Annotated in this window: 21 protein-coding genes; 2 read left to right on the plus strand and 19 right to left on the minus strand. The window is 63.7% G+C overall.

Annotation, left to right across the window (positions count from 1 at the left end; genetic code table 11):
* Positions 1–265: 265 nt before the first annotated feature.
* Positions 266–1,936: an electron transfer flavoprotein-ubiquinone oxidoreductase gene (locus R3F72_RS06305; RefSeq protein WP_322529584.1), complete on the plus strand. Its 1,671-nt coding sequence runs from the start codon at positions 266–268 to the stop codon at positions 1,934–1,936.
* 173 nt (positions 1,937–2,109) lie between these two features.
* On the opposite strand, the gene R3F72_RS06310 is transcribed toward R3F72_RS06305, so the two are convergent.
* The 16 genes from R3F72_RS06310 to R3F72_RS06385 form a co-directional block, all read right to left on the minus strand.
* On the minus strand, positions 2,110–2,937 hold the full coding sequence (locus R3F72_RS06310; RefSeq protein ID WP_332779205.1) for a sulfurtransferase: 828 nt from the start codon (positions 2,935–2,937) through the stop codon (positions 2,110–2,112).
* 114 nt (positions 2,938–3,051) lie between these two features.
* The gene (locus tag R3F72_RS06315) at positions 3,052–5,304 is read right to left on the minus strand and encodes an ATP-dependent helicase (protein ID WP_332779206.1); all 2,253 of its coding nucleotides are present in this window, start codon (positions 5,302–5,304) and stop codon (positions 3,052–3,054) included.
* Positions 5,301–5,834 (minus strand): DUF1285 domain-containing protein, encoded by a 534-nt coding sequence (locus R3F72_RS06320; protein ID WP_087719514.1) that lies wholly within the window; start codon positions 5,832–5,834, stop codon positions 5,301–5,303. The genes R3F72_RS06315 and R3F72_RS06320 overlap by 4 nt, the downstream gene beginning before the upstream one ends.
* A 56-nt stretch (positions 5,835–5,890) precedes the next feature.
* Positions 5,891–6,697, minus strand: coding sequence for a TatD family hydrolase (locus R3F72_RS06325; protein WP_332779207.1), 807 nt, complete (start codon positions 6,695–6,697; stop codon positions 5,891–5,893).
* Positions 6,698–6,751: 54 nt separating this feature from the next.
* Positions 6,752–7,087 carry a PilZ domain-containing protein gene (locus tag R3F72_RS06330; protein WP_332779208.1) on the minus strand — a complete coding sequence of 112 codons (336 nt, stop codon included), beginning with the start codon at positions 7,085–7,087 and terminating at the stop codon, positions 6,752–6,754.
* A 55-nt stretch (positions 7,088–7,142) separates the two neighbouring features.
* Entirely contained in the window at positions 7,143–8,126 is a 984-nt protein-coding gene (locus R3F72_RS06335; protein ID WP_303855090.1) for a DNA polymerase III subunit delta', read from the minus strand.
* A complete protein-coding gene (tmk, locus tag R3F72_RS06340) occupies positions 8,117–8,773 on the minus strand; it encodes a dTMP kinase (RefSeq protein WP_442978333.1) in 657 nt (218 codons plus the stop codon). The genes R3F72_RS06335 and tmk overlap by 10 nt, the downstream gene beginning before the upstream one ends.
* Before the next feature lie 51 nt (positions 8,774–8,824).
* The gene (gene mltG / locus R3F72_RS06345; RefSeq protein ID WP_332779209.1) at positions 8,825–9,835 is read right to left on the minus strand and encodes an endolytic transglycosylase MltG; all 1,011 of its coding nucleotides are present in this window, start codon (positions 9,833–9,835) and stop codon (positions 8,825–8,827) included.
* A 50-nt stretch (positions 9,836–9,885) separates the two neighbouring features.
* Positions 9,886–10,692 (minus strand): aminodeoxychorismate lyase, encoded by an 807-nt coding sequence (pabC, locus tag R3F72_RS06350; protein WP_332779210.1) that lies wholly within the window; start codon positions 10,690–10,692, stop codon positions 9,886–9,888.
* Between the two features lie 5 nt (positions 10,693–10,697).
* The gene (fabF, locus tag R3F72_RS06355; RefSeq protein WP_087719810.1) at positions 10,698–11,936 is read right to left on the minus strand and encodes a beta-ketoacyl-ACP synthase II; all 1,239 of its coding nucleotides are present in this window, start codon (positions 11,934–11,936) and stop codon (positions 10,698–10,700) included.
* 292 nt (positions 11,937–12,228) lie between these two features.
* Entirely contained in the window at positions 12,229–12,462 is a 234-nt protein-coding gene (gene acpP, locus R3F72_RS06360) for an acyl carrier protein (protein ID WP_071233058.1), read from the minus strand.
* Between the two features lie 96 nt (positions 12,463–12,558).
* Entirely contained in the window at positions 12,559–13,302 is a 744-nt protein-coding gene (gene fabG / locus R3F72_RS06365; protein WP_087719869.1) for a 3-oxoacyl-ACP reductase FabG, read from the minus strand.
* Between the two features lie 12 nt (positions 13,303–13,314).
* Positions 13,315–14,277 carry an ACP S-malonyltransferase gene (gene fabD / locus R3F72_RS06370; protein ID WP_332779211.1) on the minus strand — a complete coding sequence of 321 codons (963 nt, stop codon included), beginning with the start codon at positions 14,275–14,277 and terminating at the stop codon, positions 13,315–13,317.
* A gap of 5 nt (positions 14,278–14,282) precedes the next feature.
* Positions 14,283–15,401 (minus strand): phosphate acyltransferase PlsX, encoded by a 1,119-nt coding sequence (gene plsX, locus R3F72_RS06375; protein WP_332779212.1) that lies wholly within the window; start codon positions 15,399–15,401, stop codon positions 14,283–14,285.
* Between the two features lie 26 nt (positions 15,402–15,427).
* On the minus strand, positions 15,428–15,598 hold the full coding sequence (gene rpmF, locus R3F72_RS06380; protein ID WP_087719813.1) for a 50S ribosomal protein L32: 171 nt from the start codon (positions 15,596–15,598) through the stop codon (positions 15,428–15,430).
* Positions 15,599–15,629: 31 nt separating this feature from the next.
* A complete protein-coding gene (locus tag R3F72_RS06385) occupies positions 15,630–16,157 on the minus strand; it encodes a YceD family protein (RefSeq protein ID WP_442978335.1) in 528 nt (175 codons plus the stop codon).
* 138 nt (positions 16,158–16,295) lie between these two features.
* Between R3F72_RS06385 and R3F72_RS06390 the strand changes: the two genes are divergently transcribed.
* Positions 16,296–16,889 (plus strand): Maf family protein, encoded by a 594-nt coding sequence (locus tag R3F72_RS06390; protein WP_332779214.1) that lies wholly within the window; start codon positions 16,296–16,298, stop codon positions 16,887–16,889.
* On the opposite strand, the gene sppA is transcribed toward R3F72_RS06390, so the two are convergent.
* The 3 genes from sppA to R3F72_RS06405 all read right to left on the minus strand — a co-directional run bounded on the left by sppA (position 16,877) and on the right by R3F72_RS06405 (position 19,699).
* Entirely contained in the window at positions 16,877–17,941 is a 1,065-nt protein-coding gene (gene sppA / locus R3F72_RS06395) for a signal peptide peptidase SppA (RefSeq protein WP_332779215.1), read from the minus strand. The two genes, R3F72_RS06390 and sppA, sit on opposite strands and share 13 nt — an antisense overlap.
* Before the next feature lie 116 nt (positions 17,942–18,057).
* A complete protein-coding gene (locus tag R3F72_RS06400; RefSeq protein ID WP_332779216.1) occupies positions 18,058–18,762 on the minus strand; it encodes an HAD-IA family hydrolase in 705 nt (234 codons plus the stop codon).
* Positions 18,752–19,699 carry an RluA family pseudouridine synthase gene (locus R3F72_RS06405; protein WP_332779217.1) on the minus strand — a complete coding sequence of 316 codons (948 nt, stop codon included), beginning with the start codon at positions 19,697–19,699 and terminating at the stop codon, positions 18,752–18,754. The genes R3F72_RS06400 and R3F72_RS06405 overlap by 11 nt, the downstream gene beginning before the upstream one ends.
* Positions 19,700–19,806: the final 107 nt, after the last annotated feature.

Genomic DNA, 19,806 nt, shown 5'->3' on the forward strand with positions numbered 1-19,806 from the left:
GGGTCAACTCGGCGCTCCCTCCTGCCCCAGCTTGGTGCGCCATCGGGACAGGAACGAGCGAAAAATGCGATGATAGCGCATCAAAGGGGTGCTGCCGAAGCAGCACCTTCGCATAAGAAAAGCGCCTGTTGGCATAACATCAGGCAGCTGACTCACGTTAGGCTATAAAAAATGGCGGCCATCAGTCGTCGACGAACGGACCGGGCAGGCATGGCGGCACGCATCCTGCCAGCAAGCGAGGAGATCGGGTTTGGAACGTGAATCCATGGATTTCGACGTAGTGATCGTAGGGGCGGGCCCCAGCGGCCTGTCGGCAGCGTGCCGTTTGATGCAGCAAGCGAACGAGGCCGAACGGGAGCTCTCCGTCTGCGTGGTCGAGAAGGGTTCGGAGGTCGGCGCGCACATCCTCTCCGGGGCCGTGTTCGAACCGCGCGCGCTGTCGGAACTGTTCCCGGACTGGGCCGAGCGCGGCGCGCCGTTGAACACGCCGGTACTGCGCGACGAGCTCTATCTGCTGAAGGATGCCGACAAGGCCCAGAAGCTGCCCAACGCGCTGGTACCCAAGTCGATGCACAATGCTGGCCACGCCAGCTCGAACGGCACCGACAATCCGAACTATGTCATCAGCGCCGGCAACCTCTGTCGCTGGCTGGCCGAGCAGGCCGAAGGGCTGGGTGTCGAAATCTTTCCCGGCTTCGCCGCCCAGGAAGCGATCGTCGACGACGAAGGCATCGTGCGGGGCATCATCACCGGCGACATGGGCGTCGCCGCCGACGGCAGCGAGACCGCCAACTACATGCCCGGCATGGAACTGCGTGCCAAGTACACCCTGTTCTGCGAAGGCGCACGGGGCCATATCGGCAAGCAGCTGATCTCGCGCTTCGATCTCGATGCGAACCGCGACCCGCAACATTACGCCATCGGCTTCAAGGAGCTGTGGGACGTGCCCGCCGAGCAGCATGAGCCCGGCCTGGTGCTGCACGGCTCCGGCTGGCCCCTGAATGACAAGAACCATGGCGGCGACAGCCATGGCGGCTGGTTTCTCTATCACGGCGACAACCAGCAGGTGATGGTGGGGCTGATCGTCGACCTGGCGTACCGCAACCCTTATCTGTCGCCGTTCGACGAATTCCAGCGCATGAAGCATCACTCGCTGCTGAAACGCCATCTCGAAGGCGGCAAACGTGTTGCCTATGGTGCCCGCGCGATCACCAAGGGGGGCGCCAACTGTCTGCCCAGGATGACGATGCCCGGCGCCCTGCTGCTGGGCTGCGACGCCGGCACGCTCAATTTCGCCAAGATCAAGGGCATTCACACCGCGATGAAATCGGGGCTGGTCGCGGCGGAGAGCGTGTTCGAGGCCATCGCTTCCGGCGACGAGGGCGGTCAGGAGCTTACCGCCTTCACCCAGGCCTGGGAGTCGAGCTGGGCGTGGCAGGAGCTGCAGGCCAGTCGCAGCTTCGGTCCGGCCATCCATCGGTTCGGCACCGTGGGCGGCGGCGCCTTCAATTTCGTCGACCAGCTGCTGGGCGGCAAGCTGCCGGTGCAGCATGACACCACGCCGGACCATCAATTGAAGAAGGCGGCGGAGTCGACGCCGATCGATTACCCCAAACCCGATGGCAAGCTATCGTTCGACAAGCCGTCTTCGGTGTTCCTGTCGAACACCAACCACGACGAGAACCAGCCCTGCCATCTGAAGCTGAGCGATCCGGACATTCCCATCGCCAGAAATCTGCCGGAATACGCCGAGCCCGCGCAGCGCTATTGCCCGGTCGGCGTCTACGAAGTGGTCGAGGAAGGAGGAGAACCGCAGTTCCGGATCAACTTCCAGAACTGCATCCACTGCAAGACCTGCGACATCAAGGACCCGTCCCAGAACATCACCTGGGTAGCTCCCGAGGGTGGCGGCGGACCCAACTACCCCAACATGTAAGCTCGAAGCTCGAAGCTCGAAGCTCGAAGCTCGAAGCTCGAAGCTCGAAGCTCGAAGCTCGAAGCTCGAAGCTCGAAGACAGCATAAGCAAACCGCCCCACGGCAAGCACTTGGGGCGGTTTTTTCTTCCAGTTCAAAGCTTGTGACTTAAAGCTCCCGAGCGAAGCCCGGGCTTACTCGCCGGTCGCGATCGGCCTCGATGGGTCACGAATCCAGTCGCTCCAGGATCCCGCGTAAAGTCGCGGCAGCGGCAGACCCGCCACGGCATAGGCCAGGATATCATGGCAGGCCGAGATGCCGGAGCCGCAGTATGCCGTCACCTTATCGGCCCCGGGCAACTCTTCCGCCAGCCGCTGAGGCGATTTGAAACGCCCATCCGCCTCGAGATTGGCGCTGCTGGGCCGACAGACTGCGCCGGGGATATGTCCCGCAACCGCATCGATGGGTTCCTCGTCGCCACGAAAGCGAGCTTCGCCTCGGGCATCGACCAGCAAGCCACCTTCTTCCAGCAGATCTCGTACCGGGATGATCATCGTATCGTCGAAATCCGGCTGCCATTGACTACTCAACGACGGTGCCGGCTCGTCAGTCGCCAGCTCGCCGCCAGCGGCCTGCCATGCGGGCAAGCCACCATCGAGCACCCGCACGTCGGGATGCCCCGCCCAGCAAGCCAGCATCCACCAGGCGCGAGCTGCCGATAGCTGCCCACCTCTATCGTCATAAACCACCACGGCGCGTTGCGGCTCGATGCCGAGACGCTGGATCGTCGCCGCGAAGGCCTCATGAGACGGCAGCGGGTGGCGGCCACCGTCGCCGGGCGGTCTCGAGAGATCGCGGTCCATATCCAGGTGGTAACTGCCAGGAATATGCGATTCCTGCCAAAGCCGCTTTCCTGCCGCGGCGGCGTCCAGGCGGGCACGACAATCCAGCACCAGCGGCGGGCGATCGCCAGCCAGGCTTTGCCGCAGCTCCTCTGCCGTTACGAGCACGGATTCGTTCATCATTGCCTCCTTGATGCTTTATCAGCCGAAACAGGTCGTCGATCGAGCAAAGTCGCTGTTGGCTGAATAAAATCGTTGGCCGAGAAAGATCGTCGGTTGAAAGAGTCTGGCCGATCAATGCCGTTTCGTCAGGGGCGCCCGCGCCGCGATCAAGCGACGTCGACCGGCCGACTCGAAACGCACGTCGATGACCGGATTGGCTTCGTTGCCTTCGACCACCAGCACCTCGCCGTCGCCGAAGCTGGCGTGCCGCACTCGATCGCCAACCTGCCAGCTCGCTCCGGATTCCGCCCCGCGTTCCACGGCAGGCGTTTCCGCCTCTCTGGCTCGCGGCACGAGACCCCGCCCAACGTGCTCCAGTCCGACACGCTGCAGGTAGGCGCCGACCATGTCCGGCTCGCGAACCGCCACGGCGGCCTCGCTGCGCGCCTGAATCGCCTGGTCGATCCGACGGCAATCCTCCACCGCCGTCTCGTCGAGAAAGCGGCTCGGCCGGTGATCGCCGCCATCCTGAACCAGCAGCAGCCGTTCTCGCGCCCGCGTGATGGCGACATAGTAAAGTCGCCGCTCTTCTTCCAGTCGTTCAGGCGACAGCGGATTGTCGCGACTGTAATGGGGGAAATCCTCCTCATTGAGCCCCCATACCGCCACCAGCGGCCACTCGAGCCCCTTGGCGCCGTGCACCGTGCTGATCAAGACGCCGTCGGGACGGTTCTCCACCGGGTTGCGCAAAAGCTCGATGAAAGCCTCGGGATCGTTGGCCAGCTCGCCGGCCTGCTCGATCAGCATGTCGAGCAGGCGCACGTCGTCGTCCCCCTTCTCACGCCGCGCTGCCGATCGACGCAGGACTTTCTCCGCATCGATGGCATCGACGACATGCTCGAGCAGCTTCGCCGGCGGCCAGGCGGATAGCTTGGGCAGTTCGCAGAGGAGCTGCCAGCGCCGCTTGAGATGGCGGCGCTGCCCGGGCTTGAGCCCCGTCAGGACCGAGGCCTCGCGCGCCGGCCATTGCTGCGTGCGTGCGAGCTCCTCGACCAGCCGACGCACGCGCTCCTGGGCGACGAATGTCGTCGGCTGCGAGAACAGCAGGGCCAGATGGCCGGGATCGTGCAGCCGTTGTGGCTCACGGGCCAGTTGAAGATAGCCCGCCAAGGCCTGCACCAGCGGCAGCCGAAACACGAAGCGCTCTTCCTGTGCCAGCCGGAACGGTACGCCGGCCCGCAGCAACTGGAGCTGTACCGAGACCGACAGCGACCAACTGCGCACCAGGACGCAGGCTTCGTCGCTACGCCGGCCATCGGCGTGCCAACGCTGCAGCGTCGCCAGCAACGCACCGGCGCCGACGCCCGTCCGCAGCCGTGTCAGTGGGTTGCCGGGCGCTGCCAGGCAGAGCTGATCCCAGCGCTGGCGATTGTTGCGAATCGCGTGGTTGGCGGCCAATGCCAGGGCGTGGCCGTGGCGGAAGGTAAAGGAGAGCGGATACTCGCTGGCCTGGCCGAACAGGCCGTCGAAGCGCGCCAGCATGGCGTCGGGCCGAGCGCCCCGCCACTCGTAGATACACTGGTTGGCATCACCGACGGCCATGACCTGCGCCTGATGACCGGCCAGGATCCTGAGCAGTCGCAGCTGGGCTTCGTTGATGTCCTGATATTCGTCGACAATGACGTGGCCCAGAAAGCCCTCGACCCGGCGCCGCGCCTCCGCATGGCGTTCCAGGCACTGCAACGGCCGATAGAGCAGGTCCGCGTAGGTCATCGAAGCCGAGGCATCGAGCAGCGATTCCGCCACGTCGAAGGCCTCGATGAAGTGGCGCTCGCTGTCGGTATAGCCGAGCCGTTCGAAGAGTTCGGCGGGCGCCACCACTTCGGCCTTGACCAGATCACAGAACTGGCCGAACGCCTCGAGCCGGTCCGCGTCCAGCGCGGCCTCGCGGGTCTCGCCATCGGCGGATTCCAGGCTCTGCATCACCGCCTGACGCAGCAGCCGTTCACGCTGCCAGTCGGCCTGCAGCAATTGGCGCGGCGGCAGATAGCCCCAGCGGGTCAGGCTCTGGGTCAGACGGTGACCGATCGAATGAAAGGTGCGCACCTCGGGCAAGACGACATCGGCAGGCGCTTCCCGTACCAGTTTGGCCCGGAAGTCGTCCCGCGCCGCGCGGTTGAACATCAACACCAGGATGCGGCGGGGGTTTTCGCCGTTGGCGAGCAGATGCAGCACTCGTCTGACCAGGGTCGTGGTCTTGCCAGCCCCGGCAACCGCCGCGACCCGCGCATGCCCTTCGCGATGGCCGACCACGGCGCGCTGCTCCTCGGTCAGGCCGTCGGCGGTGGCAGCCAAGGGCAGCGTCGCGTTCACCAGCTCGTTCATCTCGCACCGTCGTCGAGGCGGCCCAGCGGGTGCCATGCCCCGCCACTGTACAGCCCGAGCTCGTTGCCCTGCTGCTCGGCGAGCTCGATCCAGCGGTAGTAGAGATTACGATGCAGACGCGCCTGCAAACCATGACGAACGGGCAGCGCCGGCAAGAGATCGCCATCCGGCGTCGCCAACAAAGACAGCCGGTGTGACGCATCCAGCGACACGCGGTCACCGCAGGCAGTCACCGCGACCCAGTCGGCACCGACCTGATCGGCATCCGTGACCCATAGCGGTAGATCCTCGACGCCGATACGCAGCTTCTCTCCCGGCGTCACCAGGTAATAGTCGCCGTCGGCCTCCCGCCGTAGCACACGGCTGAGCAAGTTGACCAGCGCCGGCCGTCGGATCGGCGTGCCTTCGTGGATCCACTCGCCGTTGGCCGCGATGCGAAGATCCATCTCCCCGCAGAAAGACGGATCCCATCGTTCGAGCGGCGGAATGGCTTGCGCATCGAGCTGTTGAAACAACGTATCGAGTTTCATCGTGCCCCCGTATGACGATGCCCTCTCGCAGAGGGGCATCCATGCAGTGAACGTGCTTACACGAATGGATTGTCGGACTGACCGCCGGGCGCGCAACCAGGAAACAGCTGATAGAAGTTGGCCCGGGTCTGCATCGCCACCTCATCGACGGTAATGCCTCGTTCGCTGGCGATACACTCGGCGACCTCGACGACCCACTGCGGCTCGTTGGGCTTGCCGCGATGGGGAACGGGGGCGAGAAACGGGCTATCGGTCTCGATCAGCAGCCGGTCCAGCGGCACCTGCCGGGCGACCTCGCGCAGGGCGCCAGCGCTGGCGAAGGTGACGATCCCCGACAGCGAAATGTAGAAACCCGACCTGACCGCCTCCCGCGCCATGGCGAGATCCTCGGTAAAGCAGTGAAGTACACCACCCACCTTGGGATCGACATGCTCGCGAATCAGGTCCAGCGTTTCGCCGCGCGCCTCGCGGGTATGGATCACCACCGGCAGCTCGAGCTCGCGAGCGGCGCGAAGGTGCGCAACGAAACGTTGCCGCTGGACATCCCGCGGTACGCTGTCGTAGTGGAAATCGAGGCCGGTTTCGCCGATGGCGACCGCTCCGTAGCGATCGGCACACGCCTGAATCGCTTCGCTGTCCGGCTCCACCGACACCTCATGCAAGGGATGCAAGCCGATGCTGATATCGACATCGTCGTGCTGCCGCGCGATCTCCGCCAGGTTCGGAGCCCCCTCCAACGATGTCGCAATCGCGAGGAAGCGATGGACACCGCGGGCGCGTGCGGCCTCCAGGGCCAGGTTGAGGTCGCCTTCGTAGGGCGTCAGGTCGAGGCGATCGAGATGACAGTGAGAATCGACGAACATGCGAATTCCAGAAAGAGAATGACAAACGTTGCGCCCGGCAATTCAGGGACGCCATCACAAGGTGTGGCTGAACGACCCGCCTCTTCCGGGAGAAAATTCCAGCCGCGCCTCGATACGTTCACGCAGCGCCCGATCGTCGGCACTGAAATGAACTCCGATGCCGGCAACGCGTTGCCCGGCACCGGTCGGCGTCAGCCATACGACCTTGCCGGCGACGGGAAAGCGCTCGCTCTCGCCGGGCAGCGTCACCAGCAGATAGACGGACTGGCCAATCCGATAGTCCAGCTCGGTCGGCACGAACAGTCCGCCATGCCTCAGCCACGACATGTAGGCGCTGCGCAGTGTCTCATCGTCGCGAATGGTCAACGACAGGGCCTTCTGAGCATTCATTGCTTTCACCTTTACCATTAAGTGGCGGCGCCGCACCCCAGCGTCTACGTTGCCGTCAGGATCGCAACAGGGCCGCCCAGCGGACCAGCCAGGCCTCGAGCACCAGCTGCGGGTTGGGATTGCCTCCCGCCGCCAGCAACCGCCGCTGTTCGCGAGCATAGTCGAGCAAGCGGAACCAGTCGCGGACCCGGGCATTCTTGACGGCCTGGCGATACAGCGGCAGCAGGTCGCTGTTGCGCACCCGCTGGGGATCCCCCGATAAGCCGAGCCGGATCAGATCCTCCAGCCAGGCGATGCCGTACCATAGTATGCGATCGAGCGCCTGGGCATCGAGTCTTGCCGCTTCTCCCACGGGTTCGCCGCCGCGCACCAGCGAATCGAAAAGCTCGCGCAGATCCTGGCGCAGATTTCGGGCATCGGCGCTTGCCAGCTCTTCGGCCAGCAGCGGCAGGCCACCGGCGACGCGCAGCCAGAATCGCGCCTCCTCCACGTCTCCCAGACGCTCGCGCAGCCACGGCTCGGCCGCCTCCAGCGACGGCACGGCGAGGTTCCAGTGCTGGCAGCGCGAACGAATCGTTGCCAGCAGCCGCGAGGGAACATCGGAGACCAGGATGAACAGGGTGCGCTCGCCCGGCTCTTCCAGGCTCTTCAGCAACGCATTGGAGGCCGCGACGTTCATCGCCTCGGCCGGCTCGATACGAATCACCCGATAGCCGCCCTGCTGCGCGGTCTGGGAGACGAAGCCGTTAACCTGACGAATCGCGTCGACACGGATCTGACGCGACTTTTCGGCCGGCGCCACGTTGAGCAGATCGGGATGATAGCCCGACGCCAGCATGCGGCAGCCGTGACACTCGCCACAGGCGATGTCTCCCGGCATGCGACACAGCGTCCGCGCGATCAGCGCATCGGCCAACGGCTGCTTGCCGATCCCGCGTGGGCCGGACAGCAGCAAGGCGTGCGGGAGACGACCACTGTCCTGCAGCTCAACCAGCTTCCGCCAGCGATCGAGTTGCCATGGCAACGGGGTCATAACCATGCGGTCAGCCTTTGGCTCAGGCACTGTTCGATGGATTCCTGGACCGCATCCAGCCCGGGCGAGGCATCGATGACCGCGAATCTCGCTTCCTCGGCGGCGCGTGCCAGGTAAGCCTCGCGCACGGCCTCGAAGAACGTTTCACGCTCACGCTCGAATCGATCGAGCTGGGCACCTCGCTGGGTGACGCGCTGCGCGGCCACGCCCACCGGCACATCAAGCAGTACGGTCAGATCGGGTTGCAGGTCGCCCTGGACAAGAGCTTCCAGCGTGCGAATGCGCTGGAAATTCAGTCCTCGCCCGCCGCCCTGATAGGCAAAAGTGGCATCGGTGAAGCGATCGCATACCACCCAGGCGCCGCGAGCGAGTGCCGGCCGGATACGTTCGGCCAGATGCTGGGCACGCGCAGCAAAGACCAGCAGCAGCTCGGCATCGTCGCTCCACGCCTCTTCACGGGTCGGGTCCAGCAATAGCTCGCGAATGGCTTCGGCGCCAGGCGTGCCACCCGGTTCCCGGGTGCGTACTACCTCGATGCCCCGTGACGTGAGCCAGTCGCAGACGAAGCCGACATTGGTCGTCTTGCCCACGCCCTCGCCGCCTTCCAACGTGATGAAGCGGCCGGTCCGCTGTTCCATATCGCCTGCGCTCATGCGGTGTCGTCTCGTCGGTATGGTCGGTTTTGTGGGTGCAAGCCCGCGATCTCAATCGCGATTCAGGATATAGCGGCGGACAGCCGCATTGTGCTCTTGCAGTGTCCGCGAAAACTGATGCGAGCCATCACCCTTGGCGACGAAATAGAGCGTATCGCCATCGGCGGGATGCACCGCAGCCTCGAGCGCCCCCCGGCCCGGCATGGCGATCGGTGTCGGCGGCAACCCTTCGATAACGTAGGTATTGTAGGCGGTCTGCCGCTGGAGATCGGCGCGCGTGATATTGCCGACGTAGCTGTCTCCCATGCCATAGATGACGGTGGGATCGGTCTGCAGGCGCATGCCTTTCTCCAGGCGTCGCGTAAAGACGCCGGCGATCTCCTTTCGCTCCGCCGGGACGCCGGTCTCCCGTTCGATCAGCGATGCCAGAATCAGCGCCTGGTAAGGCGAGTCGATCGGCAAATCATCATCGCGTTCGTCCCATACCGTGTTCAGCGTCTGCTGCATGCGGTCGAACGCGCGCTGCAGAAGCTCGATATCGGTCACACCCTTGTGATAGCGGTAGGTATCGGGGAAGAACTGCCCTTCGGGATATGTTCCCTCGTGGCCCAGCGCCGCCATGATCTCCTCGTCGCTCATCTCGCGAGTGCGATGCCCGAGCTTCGGCGCCTGATCCAGCAATCGGCGCATCTGCTTGAAGGTCCACCCCTCCGGCACCGTCAAGCGGTAGGTCACGACCTGGTCGCTCGAGAGATGCGCGATCAGCTGACGGCCGTTCATGCCCGGTTCGATCTCGAACTCCCCGGCCCGAAGCCCTTGCGTGGCCTTGGGAGCGACACGCGCCAGAATCCGATAGGGCCAGGCCGCTTCGATGATGCCCCGGCTTTCTAGGTCGTCAACGACCTGCATGAAAGCCGCACCGGGCGGCACCTCATAGATCGTCGTCTCGTCGAGCGCGATCGGTGCATCGAGCTGTTTCTGCCAGTAGTGGAAACCGCCGAACACCACGATCGTGGCGACCAGCAACAGCAGGATCAGAATCTTGAGGACACGCATGTTCATCCTTAATGGCCGAGTATTCCGTCATGGCGTACCCGAGCGAAATACTGGCGTCAATCGCCCGGGTTCAGCGGGTAACCCAGACGCCCGTGAGCCATTTGCTGAAGGGGGGAATCGAACGCCGGCGGCCACCGCTGGAGGCATTTCCCAGAGGCATCGTCGAGCCGACGAATGGGCCAGACTCCCTGGACGCTGTTGAGCAGCCAGACGGCGTCGGCCTGATGCAAAGTCTCCAGCCCCGCTCGTACCCAGTGCAACTCGATGTCGTCATTCATGGCGCTCAACAACGTGCCCTTGACGCCGCAGCGATCCAGCAATGGCGTCTCGAATCGCCCCTGCCGATACCAGATCAGATTCATCGCCGTGGCTTCGACCAGATGACCCTCGCTGTCGCAGAGCAGCCCTTCGGCAATGGCATCGTCCTGCCACTCCTGGCGCGCCAGCACGTTCTCCAGCCGCGCCAGATGCTTGATGCCGGCCAGCCGCGGCTGAATACCCAGGCGTAGTTCGCAGCATCGCACATCGACACCCTCGAACCAGCGCCGGGATGCAGGCTGGAAAGCCGACGCGGTCCAGCGCCAGCGCAACTCGGCGGAGCCGGGCGGACGATAACCGCGTCCGCCGCTGCCGCGGGTCACCATCAGCTTGAGTACGCGAAGCCCCGGGCCGCATTGCGCCGGCAACCGATCGAATGCCTCGAAGTCCGGCAACGGCAGCGAAAGCCGCTCGACGCCTTGTCGCAGCCGCGCCATGTGGTGCTCCCACAGCAACGGCTGCCCGTCTCGAACCAGGACGGTTTCGAATAGACCGTCGCCGTAGGCCAGTCCGCGGTCGTCGAACGGGAGCGCCGTGTCGCGCATCTCGATCAGACCTGGGTGAAGATCAGCGAACCATTGGTGCCGCCGAACCCGAAAGAGTTGGACAGCGCGGTGCGGATGGGCATGTCCCGCGCCGTGTGAGGCACATAATCCAGCACGCAATTCTCGTCGGGGTTATCCAGATTGATCGTCGGCGGCGCGACCTGATCGCGGATCGCCAGAACGCAGAAGATGGCCTCGACGGCACCGGCAGCGCCCAGCAGGTGGCCGATCATCGATTTGGTCGAACTGACCGCGACGCGACGAGCCGCATCCCCCATGACCCGCTCGACGGCACGGCTTTCCGCCACGTCCCCGGCCGATGTCGACGTACCGTGAGCGTTGATGTACTGGATATCGGAAGGATCGATGCCGGCATCACGAATCGCATTGGCCATCGAGGCTGCCGCGCCGTTGCCGTCCTCGGGAGGCGAAGTCATATGGAAAGCATCGTCGCTCATGCCGAAACCGGTCAGCTCCGCGTAGATGGTCGCACCACGGCGCTTGGCATGCTCGTACTCCTCGAGCACCATGACGCCGGCGCCGTCGGATAGCACGAAGCCGTCACGGTCGCGATCCCACGGGCGGCTGGCGGCCTGCGGATCGTCATTGCGCGTCGACAAAGCCCTCGCAGCGGAAAAGCCCCCAAGCCCCAGTGGCGTGGTGGCCATTTCGGCCCCACCGCAAAACATCACGTCGGCATCACCATAGGCGATCGTGCGCGCACTGTAGCCAATATTGTGCGTGCCGGTCGTACAGGCCGTAGTAATGGCGATATTCGGGCCTTTGAAACCATGCTGGATCGCCAGGCTGCCGGAGATCATGTTGATGATCGAACCCGGCACGAAGAACGGCGAAATACGACGCGGTCCGCCCTTCTTGAGCGAGTCGTGATTGCGCTCGATCATCGGCAACCCGCCGATGCCCGACCCGATCGCGACGCCGATACGATGCGCGTTCTCTTCGGTACACTCGATGCCCGAATTGCGCATCGCTTGCGTCGCGGCGGCAACGCCGTACTGGATGAACAAGTCCATCTTGCGAGCATCCTTGGGATTGAGATACTCGCCGATATCGAAATCCTTGATCGCACCGCCGAATCGCGTGTTGAAGCCCGCGATATCGAAACTGTCGATCGGCGCGATGCCACTCTTCCCTGAGAGGAGGCTCTTCCAGCTCTCCTCGACCGTGTTACCCACTGGCGTTACCAACCCCAGCCCGGTCACCACCACTCTTCTGCGCGGCATCGAATCTCCTCCGAACTTCCTGATGGCCATGGAAGGCACACCCGTGAATGGCAGCCTTGGCCATCACATCACGAGATCCCGACCTTCGCCTGGCCCGACTGGCGCAAATTATACCTGAACATCCCGGGAGATGGGCGCCACAAGCAGGGACTTTGACCTCTCTCTTCGAGCGTCAACATGATCCCGAGAAGCGGACCCTGAAATGCAGAAAGCCGCTCTCATGGAGAGCGGCTTTCCGAACATCGCGATTTCAGCCGGCCAGAACACTCCGCCATGGCGGAGTGCGCAAGGCTTACTGGTGAGCGACGATGTAGTCGATCGCTTCCTGAACGGTCGTGATCTTTTCAGCTTCTTCGTCGGGAATTTCGGTGTCGAATTCCTCTTCGAGCGCCATCACCAGTTCGACGGTATCCAGCGAATCCGCGCCGAGGTCTTCGGTGAAGGATGAGGAGTTCTGAATATCCTCTTCCTTGACGTTCAGGCGTTCGGCAACAACCTTCTTCACGCGCTCTTCGATGGTGCTCATTATGTCGTTACTCCTAGTGGTACGAATCCGCCAGCTAAAAAGCTGCGGGTAGTTTATAGACCGCCCCCAGACGACGCAACCCGCGTCGCGGAAGGATTACCGCATGTTCATACCGCCGTTGACCTGCAGCGTTTCGCCGGTAATATACCCGGCAGCATCGCTGGTGAGAAACCCAATGGCGGCAGCGATTTCCGCCGGCTGCCCCAGGCGCGCCAGCGGAATTTGTCCCAGAAGCGCTTCTCGCTGCGCTTCCGGCAAGGACTGGGTCATGTCCGTGTCGATAAAACCGGGCGCCACGGCATTGACCGTGATCGCACGGGAGGCGACCTCTCGAGCCAGGGCCCGGGTAAAACCTTCCATGCCCGCCTTGGCGGCAGCATAGTTGGCCTGTCCCAGATTGCCCATCATCGCGACGACGGAACTGACGTTGACGATACGACCGAAGCGCGCCCGCGTCATCCCCCTGAGACTCGCCTTGGAAACACGATAGACCGACTTCAGGTTGGTATCGAGCACCTCGTCCCACTCGTCTTCTTTCATGCGCATCAGCAGGTTATCCCGCGTGATGCCGGCATTGTTGACCAGAATGGTCGGTGCCCCGAAGGTTTCGGTGATGCGCTTGAACACGGCATCGATACTGGCCTGATCCGTCACGTCCAGCGCCAGACCCAACCCCTCGATATCTTGAGCCTTGAGATCCTCGTCAATCCTGGCGGCGCCACTTTCACTGGTCGCGGTGGCGACGACGATTCGCCCCTGCCGCCCCAGCTCGTGCGCGACCGCGCGCCCGATACCCCGGCTCGCTCCCGTGACCAGCGCGACTCTACGTTCGGTCATGATGTCATCCATCCTTTAAGGCTCTTGTACATCCAGCGCATCACGCGCCAGCTCCAGCGCCGCAGCCAAGGTGTCAGGGTCGTTGACTGCGAGCCCCTTGGCCTGACGCTGGATCCGCTTGTTCAGTCCGGTCAGAACCTTGCCCGGCCCGCATTCGATGAAGACCCCGGCGCCATCGTCGAACATGGCATTGACGCATTCGGTCCAGCGCACCGGGCGATAGAGCTGCTCGACCAGTCGCTGCTGGAGCACCTCTGTCGTCTCCGGCACTTGCGCATTGACGTTCTGATAGACGGCGTAACGCGGCAGCTTGAACTCCATCGTCGCCATCGCCTGGGCGACCTGCTCGGCCGCGGGCTGCATCAATGCACAATGGGATGGCACCGAAACCGGCAAGGGCAGCGCGCGCTTGGCACCCGCCTCCTGGCACAGCGCGATCGCCCGGTCGACAGCACCCTGATGCCCTGCGATAACGACCTGGCCAGGCGAGTTGTAATTCACCGCCGAAACCACTTCCGACTGCGCCGCATCACGACAGGCCGCTTCCACCGCCGTGTCGTCCAGACCCAGAATCGCGGCCATCGCGCCGACGCCGGCCGGCACCGCCTGCTGCATCGCCTCGCCACGCAAACGCACGAGACGCACGCCTTCGGCAAAGCCCAGGGCGCCGGAACAGACCATGGCGCTATACTCGCCCAGACTATGCCCAGCCATCATGCCGGGACGCGGCCCTTCGAGCTCCTGCCAGACGCGCCAGATCGCCACGCTGGCGGTCAGCAGCGCAGGTTGCGTACAAGCCGTCGCGTTGAGTTTTTCTTCTGGTCCTTCCTGAACGACATGCCAAAGATCATAGCCCAGCGCTTCCGATGCTTCATCGAATGTCGTGCGCACTACGCTGTAACGTTCGGCGAGTTCCCGCAGCATGCCGACCTGCTGGGAACCCTGCCCCGGAAAGACCAAAGCCAGTGATTGCGTCATCGCGCTCACCCTTGAAATGATGGACCGTCGGAACTCGTCATATCGCGAGACCCGCTATCCACTCGACCGCTCGCAACGGTCGACGAGATAACAGGCGTCGCTACATCCTGAGACCATGCAGCGCGGAAATGCCCCGGAAGCCCGACCTCGACTTCTCGCATTGCCCGGTCGATGGCGAAAGCAAAAGCCTGGGCGCTGGCGTTACCGTGGCTTTTGACCACGATGCGATTCAGGCCAAGCAGGCTGGCGCCGTTATGCCGCACCGGATCCAGCTGCGCCTTGAGCCGCATCAGCGTCGGCCTTGCCAGTGCCGTGACCAGCCGCGTCGACCAGTGGGACTCGAAGGTTTCCTGCAGACGCTTGAGCAGCATCTGGGCGACCCCCTCGCTCGCCTTGAGCACGGCGTTTCCCACGAAGCCGTCGCAAACCACCACGTCGGCCTGGCCGGAAAAGATGGCATCGCCTTCGAGGTATCCGATGTACTCGAAGTCGCTGCCACCGCGAGCTCTCAGCAGCGCATCGGCCTCGCGCACGCGGGCCACCCCCTTGCTCGCTTCGACGCCAATGTTCAGCAGTGCCACCCTGGGCACTGCGATGCCGTCCACGACACGCGCCATCAGCGCCCCCATATGGGCAAAGTCGAACAGATGACGAGCATGGACATCGACACTGGCGCCCAGGTCCAGCAGATAGCAGCGCCCACCCTTTCGGGTCGGCACCGCCGTACTGATGGCAGGTCGCGAAATGCCAGGAACCGTCCCCAGCTCGCGCCGCGCCAGCGCGACCAGCGCGCCGGTATTGCCACAGGTAATGCCGGCATCGGCTTCGTGTTCACGCACGGCTGCCAGCATGCCGTACAAGCTGGTGGCGGAAGGGTCGTCGAACACATCCATCGGAGGCGTGGACTGCAGCACCACACGCGGTGCATCCACCAGCCTGACGCGTTTGGCGAGGGATGGCTCCCCCGAGGCCTTGGCCAGCTCCGCCACCAGAGCGCAAAGCTCTGCCCGCGGACCAAACACCGAAGGTTCGAGATCAGGGTGGCGCGCCAGCGCCAGAAACAGACCACCAATAGTGGCGCGGGGACCGAAGTCCCCGCCCATGGCATCAATGGCGATGCGCATTGCCTAGCGAAACGCTCAAAGTCTCGTTAAACGTCGACGACCTTGCGACCACGATAGTAGCCGTCCGGCGCAACGTGATGACGACGATGCGTGGTGCCGGTTTCCTGATCCTGGGACAAAGCCGGAGAAGTCAGGGCATCGTGTGCACGACGCATGCCACGCTTGGAACGAGTTTTACGGTTTTGTTGAACGGCCATGATATGACTCCAACGTCAATGTCTTTCAGATTCAGAATTTTCCCTTCAACGACTTCAGGACGTCAAAGGGGCTGTCAGGGCGGGAGACCTCTTCAACCGGGGCATCACCGCTGCTCATTTGCTCACGAGAAATCGCACAATCCGCTTCATCGTGATAGACCACTTGGGGCAGGCTGAGAATCAACTCGTCCTCGACCGCCCCCAGCAGGTCAAGCTGTTCATCGTCGACCAGAACCGGCTCGTAGTCACTGGGCACCTCCGCCGCCAACGCATCGTCACTGACGATAGCCAGCTTGAAGTGGCTCGCGACAGATACCGCCATGGGCTGCAGGCAGCGCCGACACGGCACCATGAGATCCGCTTCCAACTCGCCGTCGATGAGATGACGCCGCTGTGTGTCAACGTCGAACTGCAGCCTGACGCTAGCGCTGCCTTGCTGCGGCCCGATCTCATCCTGCAGGCGCACCAGTTTCTCGAGGTCAACGAGGCCCTCGATCATTTCTTGGTTTGCCGCTGCCCGATAGGGTTCGACGGTCGGTGGAAGTCGTCTGGTCAACATAGGCGCGACATAATAGGGACTCACCGTGCCCCTGTCAAAGCACATGAAGCACGCTATCCTGTTGCCGGAAACGCGTCGGCTACGGGTCTCGGGCCAGGAACCCGGCGCGACACCTATCCGACTCCAAAGAGGAAGCCCATGTCTCGCCTGGTACTCGCCTCCAGCTCTCGCTACCGCCGCCAGTTACTGGATCGGCTCGATCTCTCCTACCAATGGGCCGCACCGGATATCGACGAAGCCCGGCGCGCCGACGAGAATGCCGTCACCCTGGCGCACCGCCTGGCGCTGTCCAAGGCGCAGGCGATCGCCGCCGACTATCCCGATCACCTGATCATCGGCTCCGACCAGCTGGCGCTGTTCGAAGGAGACATGCTGGGAAAGCCCGGCGACTTCGATACGGCTTGCGCCAATTTGCGCCGGTTTTCGGGCCATCAGGTCAGCTTCATGACTGGTCTCGCCCTGATCGACACCGGTGCCGGGCGTCATCGTGTCGTGCATGACACCTACCATGTCTGGTTCCGAAACCTGAGTGACGAGGAGATCGAAAACTACGTCTCTCGCGATCAGCCTTACGACAGCTCGGGCAGCTTCCGCATGGAAGGCCTCGGCATCGCACTGTTCGAACGCTTCGAAGGCAACGACCCCAATACCTTGATCGGCCTGCCTCTCATCAAGCTCTGCGAGCTCCTGAGAGAGGCAGGATTGAACCCCCTGGCGGGTCAGGGCAACTGATAGCGTACGGGCGAGGCGCCGTTGCTCAGCCCCAGCCAGTGAGCGGCAGCGCTGGTCAGCTTGTCGGAGACCAGCGCCCAGGGGTCCAGCGACGGCGTGTAGTCCTTCAGACTCACCTCGCCCAGGCGTATGCGAGACAGCTGCTCGAGGTTGCCGATGTCATCGACCAACCCTAGGGTTCTTGCCTGCTCGCCGGTCCATATCAGGCCGGAGAAGAGCGCGGGATCGTCGCTCAGGCGGTCGCCGCGCCCGGCCTTGACCGCGTCGATGAACTGCTGATGCGTGGTGTTCAATACCGATTGCCAGAAGTCGCGCTGCGCCGGTGAAATCTCGGAGAACGGATCCATGAAGGCCTTGTTCTCACCGGCGGTAAAGACCCGCCGCTCGACGCCCACCTTGTCGATCGCTTCCTGAAGGCCGAATCCGGCACTGATAACGCCGATGGAGCCGACCAGACTGGCTGGCGACGCGTAGATGCGATCCGCCGCCGAGGCCATGTAGTAGGCACCGCTGGCACCGATATCCTCGATCACTGCCAGAATCGGCTTATCGCCCTGCCCCTGGAGATAGCGAATCTCGTCGTAAACCCGTTGCGACTGGACCGGGCTGCCGCCGGGGCTATTGACATGCAGCACGACGGCATCGGCGTCCGAGGCGCGCCAGGCCTGCTGCAATCCTTCGATGATGCGCTCCGCGCTGGCCTGGCCGTTGGCATCGATGGGCCCGCTGACCTCAACGATGCCAAGATGGCGACGGCTGGCAGACGCCCCCTCCCCCTGCGCCAGGAACATGGCATAGGCGCTCAGACAGAGGCTCGCGATCACGATCAGCGCGAACAACAGGCGAAAGAAGATCTTCCAGCGTCGTGATTGCCGCTGCTCTTTCAGGACGCCGCCGATCCAGCGGTCCATCATTTGCACTTCGGCCAATCGCACCGAGTCGGCATCGGCCGGCTCGTCACCGCGGGAAGAGGCTGCCGCCCGGCGTCGCTCGACCTCCTCCCGGCTCAGTTCCGGCCCCTGTGTCCAGTCATCCCGCCGTTCGTCGCTCATCTACCCTCTCCTTGCTGAATACCACCACGCATGGACCATCCGGACACGCGGGAGCCATCCGGTATCCCGTCATGCCGGCGGAATTAAGCATCGTTTCGACGCCGACAACGACGTTCTCAAGCCAGCAGCCACTCGACGACCGATGAAAAGTCGTCGGCAACGAATTGCGGCTCGCTACGCAACAAGCGCTGACGCTCGTGAACGCCGTAGGTCACCGCGACGCGATCCATGCCGATGGCCCTGGCCATCTCCAGATCATATTCGGTATCCCCGACCATGACCGCCTCCGCCACCGGCACGCCACACTCGGCCACCAGCTCTTCCAGCATCAAAGGATGCGGCTTGGAGCGGGTAAGATCGGCGGTGCGACTGGCAACGAACCAGCTACCGCAGGATTCGTGGCCGAAGACACGGTCGAGCCCACGACGACTTTTTCCGGTCGCCACCGCCAGCCGGCATTCAGCATCACCCCGCAAGCGCCGGATACCCTCGGTCACGCCGGGAAAAAACGGCGTCGGTATTCGATCGACGGCCCGGAACTGATGCCCATAGGCTTCGCGCAAACGATCCTGCTCCTGAAGCGTCACGTCCGGAAACAGTACGGCGACCGCTTCGGGCAGTCCTAGCCCGATAATGTCGCGAACGGCAGCGTCATCCGGCACCGGCCATTGCAGCTCACGCGCAGCGGCCTGCATGCAGGCGACGATACGCGCCGCGGAGTCCATCAGCGTGCCATCCCAGTCGAAGATGACCAGCGAATAGCGACAGCGCCGAACTGCCTGGCCCGGCAGCGCTTCGACCGCGCTCGTCTCAACCGCCATGACGGGCACGCTCCAGTACCTTTTCCAACCCCGGTTCCAGCGGCGCTCTCGCTTGTACCGGGCGCCCGGTCTTGGGGTCGGGGAAGGTCAGCGTCAGCGCATGGAGGAACAGCCGATCCAGGCGCAGGGAGCGTGCAAGGTAGGCTCCCTCGGCGCTGCCGTACTTGTCGTCCCCTAGCAGCGGGTGACCGGCATGAGCGGCATGAACACGAATCTGGTGAGTACGACCAGTGACCGGCTCCGCCTCGACCAGCGTGACCTTCGGGAACGTTTCCCGCACGGCGAAGCGCGTCCGCGACACCTTGCCGCCGTCATCCACCCGCACTCGTCGCTCGCCGTTACCGGCGTCATAGCGCTCCAGCCGCGCACTGACGTAATCGCGGCGCGCCGGCCAGCGCCCCTGAACCAGCGCCAGATAGCCCTTCTCCATGCGGCGCTCGCGCAGCGCGGTGTTGAGAGACAGCAGCGATTCACGGTTCTTGGCCAGCAGCAGACAGCCCGAGGTATCACGGTCGAGCCGATGAACGAGCTCGAGAAAATCCAGGTCTTCGCGCACCTGGCGCAGCGCCTCGATCAATCCGATCTTGACCCCGCTCCCTCCATGTACCGCCAGCCCGGAAGGCTTGTTGATCACCAGCCAGTCCGGGCCTTCGATGACGACACTGCCGGCCAGCAGGTTACGCAGGCTTTCGCTGGCCTCCTTGACGGCGCTTTCCGGCGCCAGCCTCAACGGCGGCACGCGAACCATGTCGCCGGCCTGGACGCGATAATCCGCCTTGATGCGCTTCTTGTTGACGCGCACCTCGCCCTTACGAACGATGCGGTAGATCAACGATTTCGGCGCCCCCTTGAGCCGCGTACGCAAGAAATTGTCGATTCGCTGCCCATGCTGCGACTCGCTGACCTCGATGAACTGAACTTCCTGGCCTTCGGCCATGCTTGACTCCCCTCGACGGCGCTCCGTGGCGACACCCGCGCGCCGCCGGGCGCCATTCTAACGCACCGCGCCCGCAGCGCGAGCTCAATTGCCGCTACCTCGGCATT

Source organism: Salinicola sp. 4072 (genome assembly GCF_036663415.1).
Taxonomy (GTDB): Bacteria; Pseudomonadota; Gammaproteobacteria; order Pseudomonadales; family Halomonadaceae; genus Salinicola; species Salinicola salarius_A.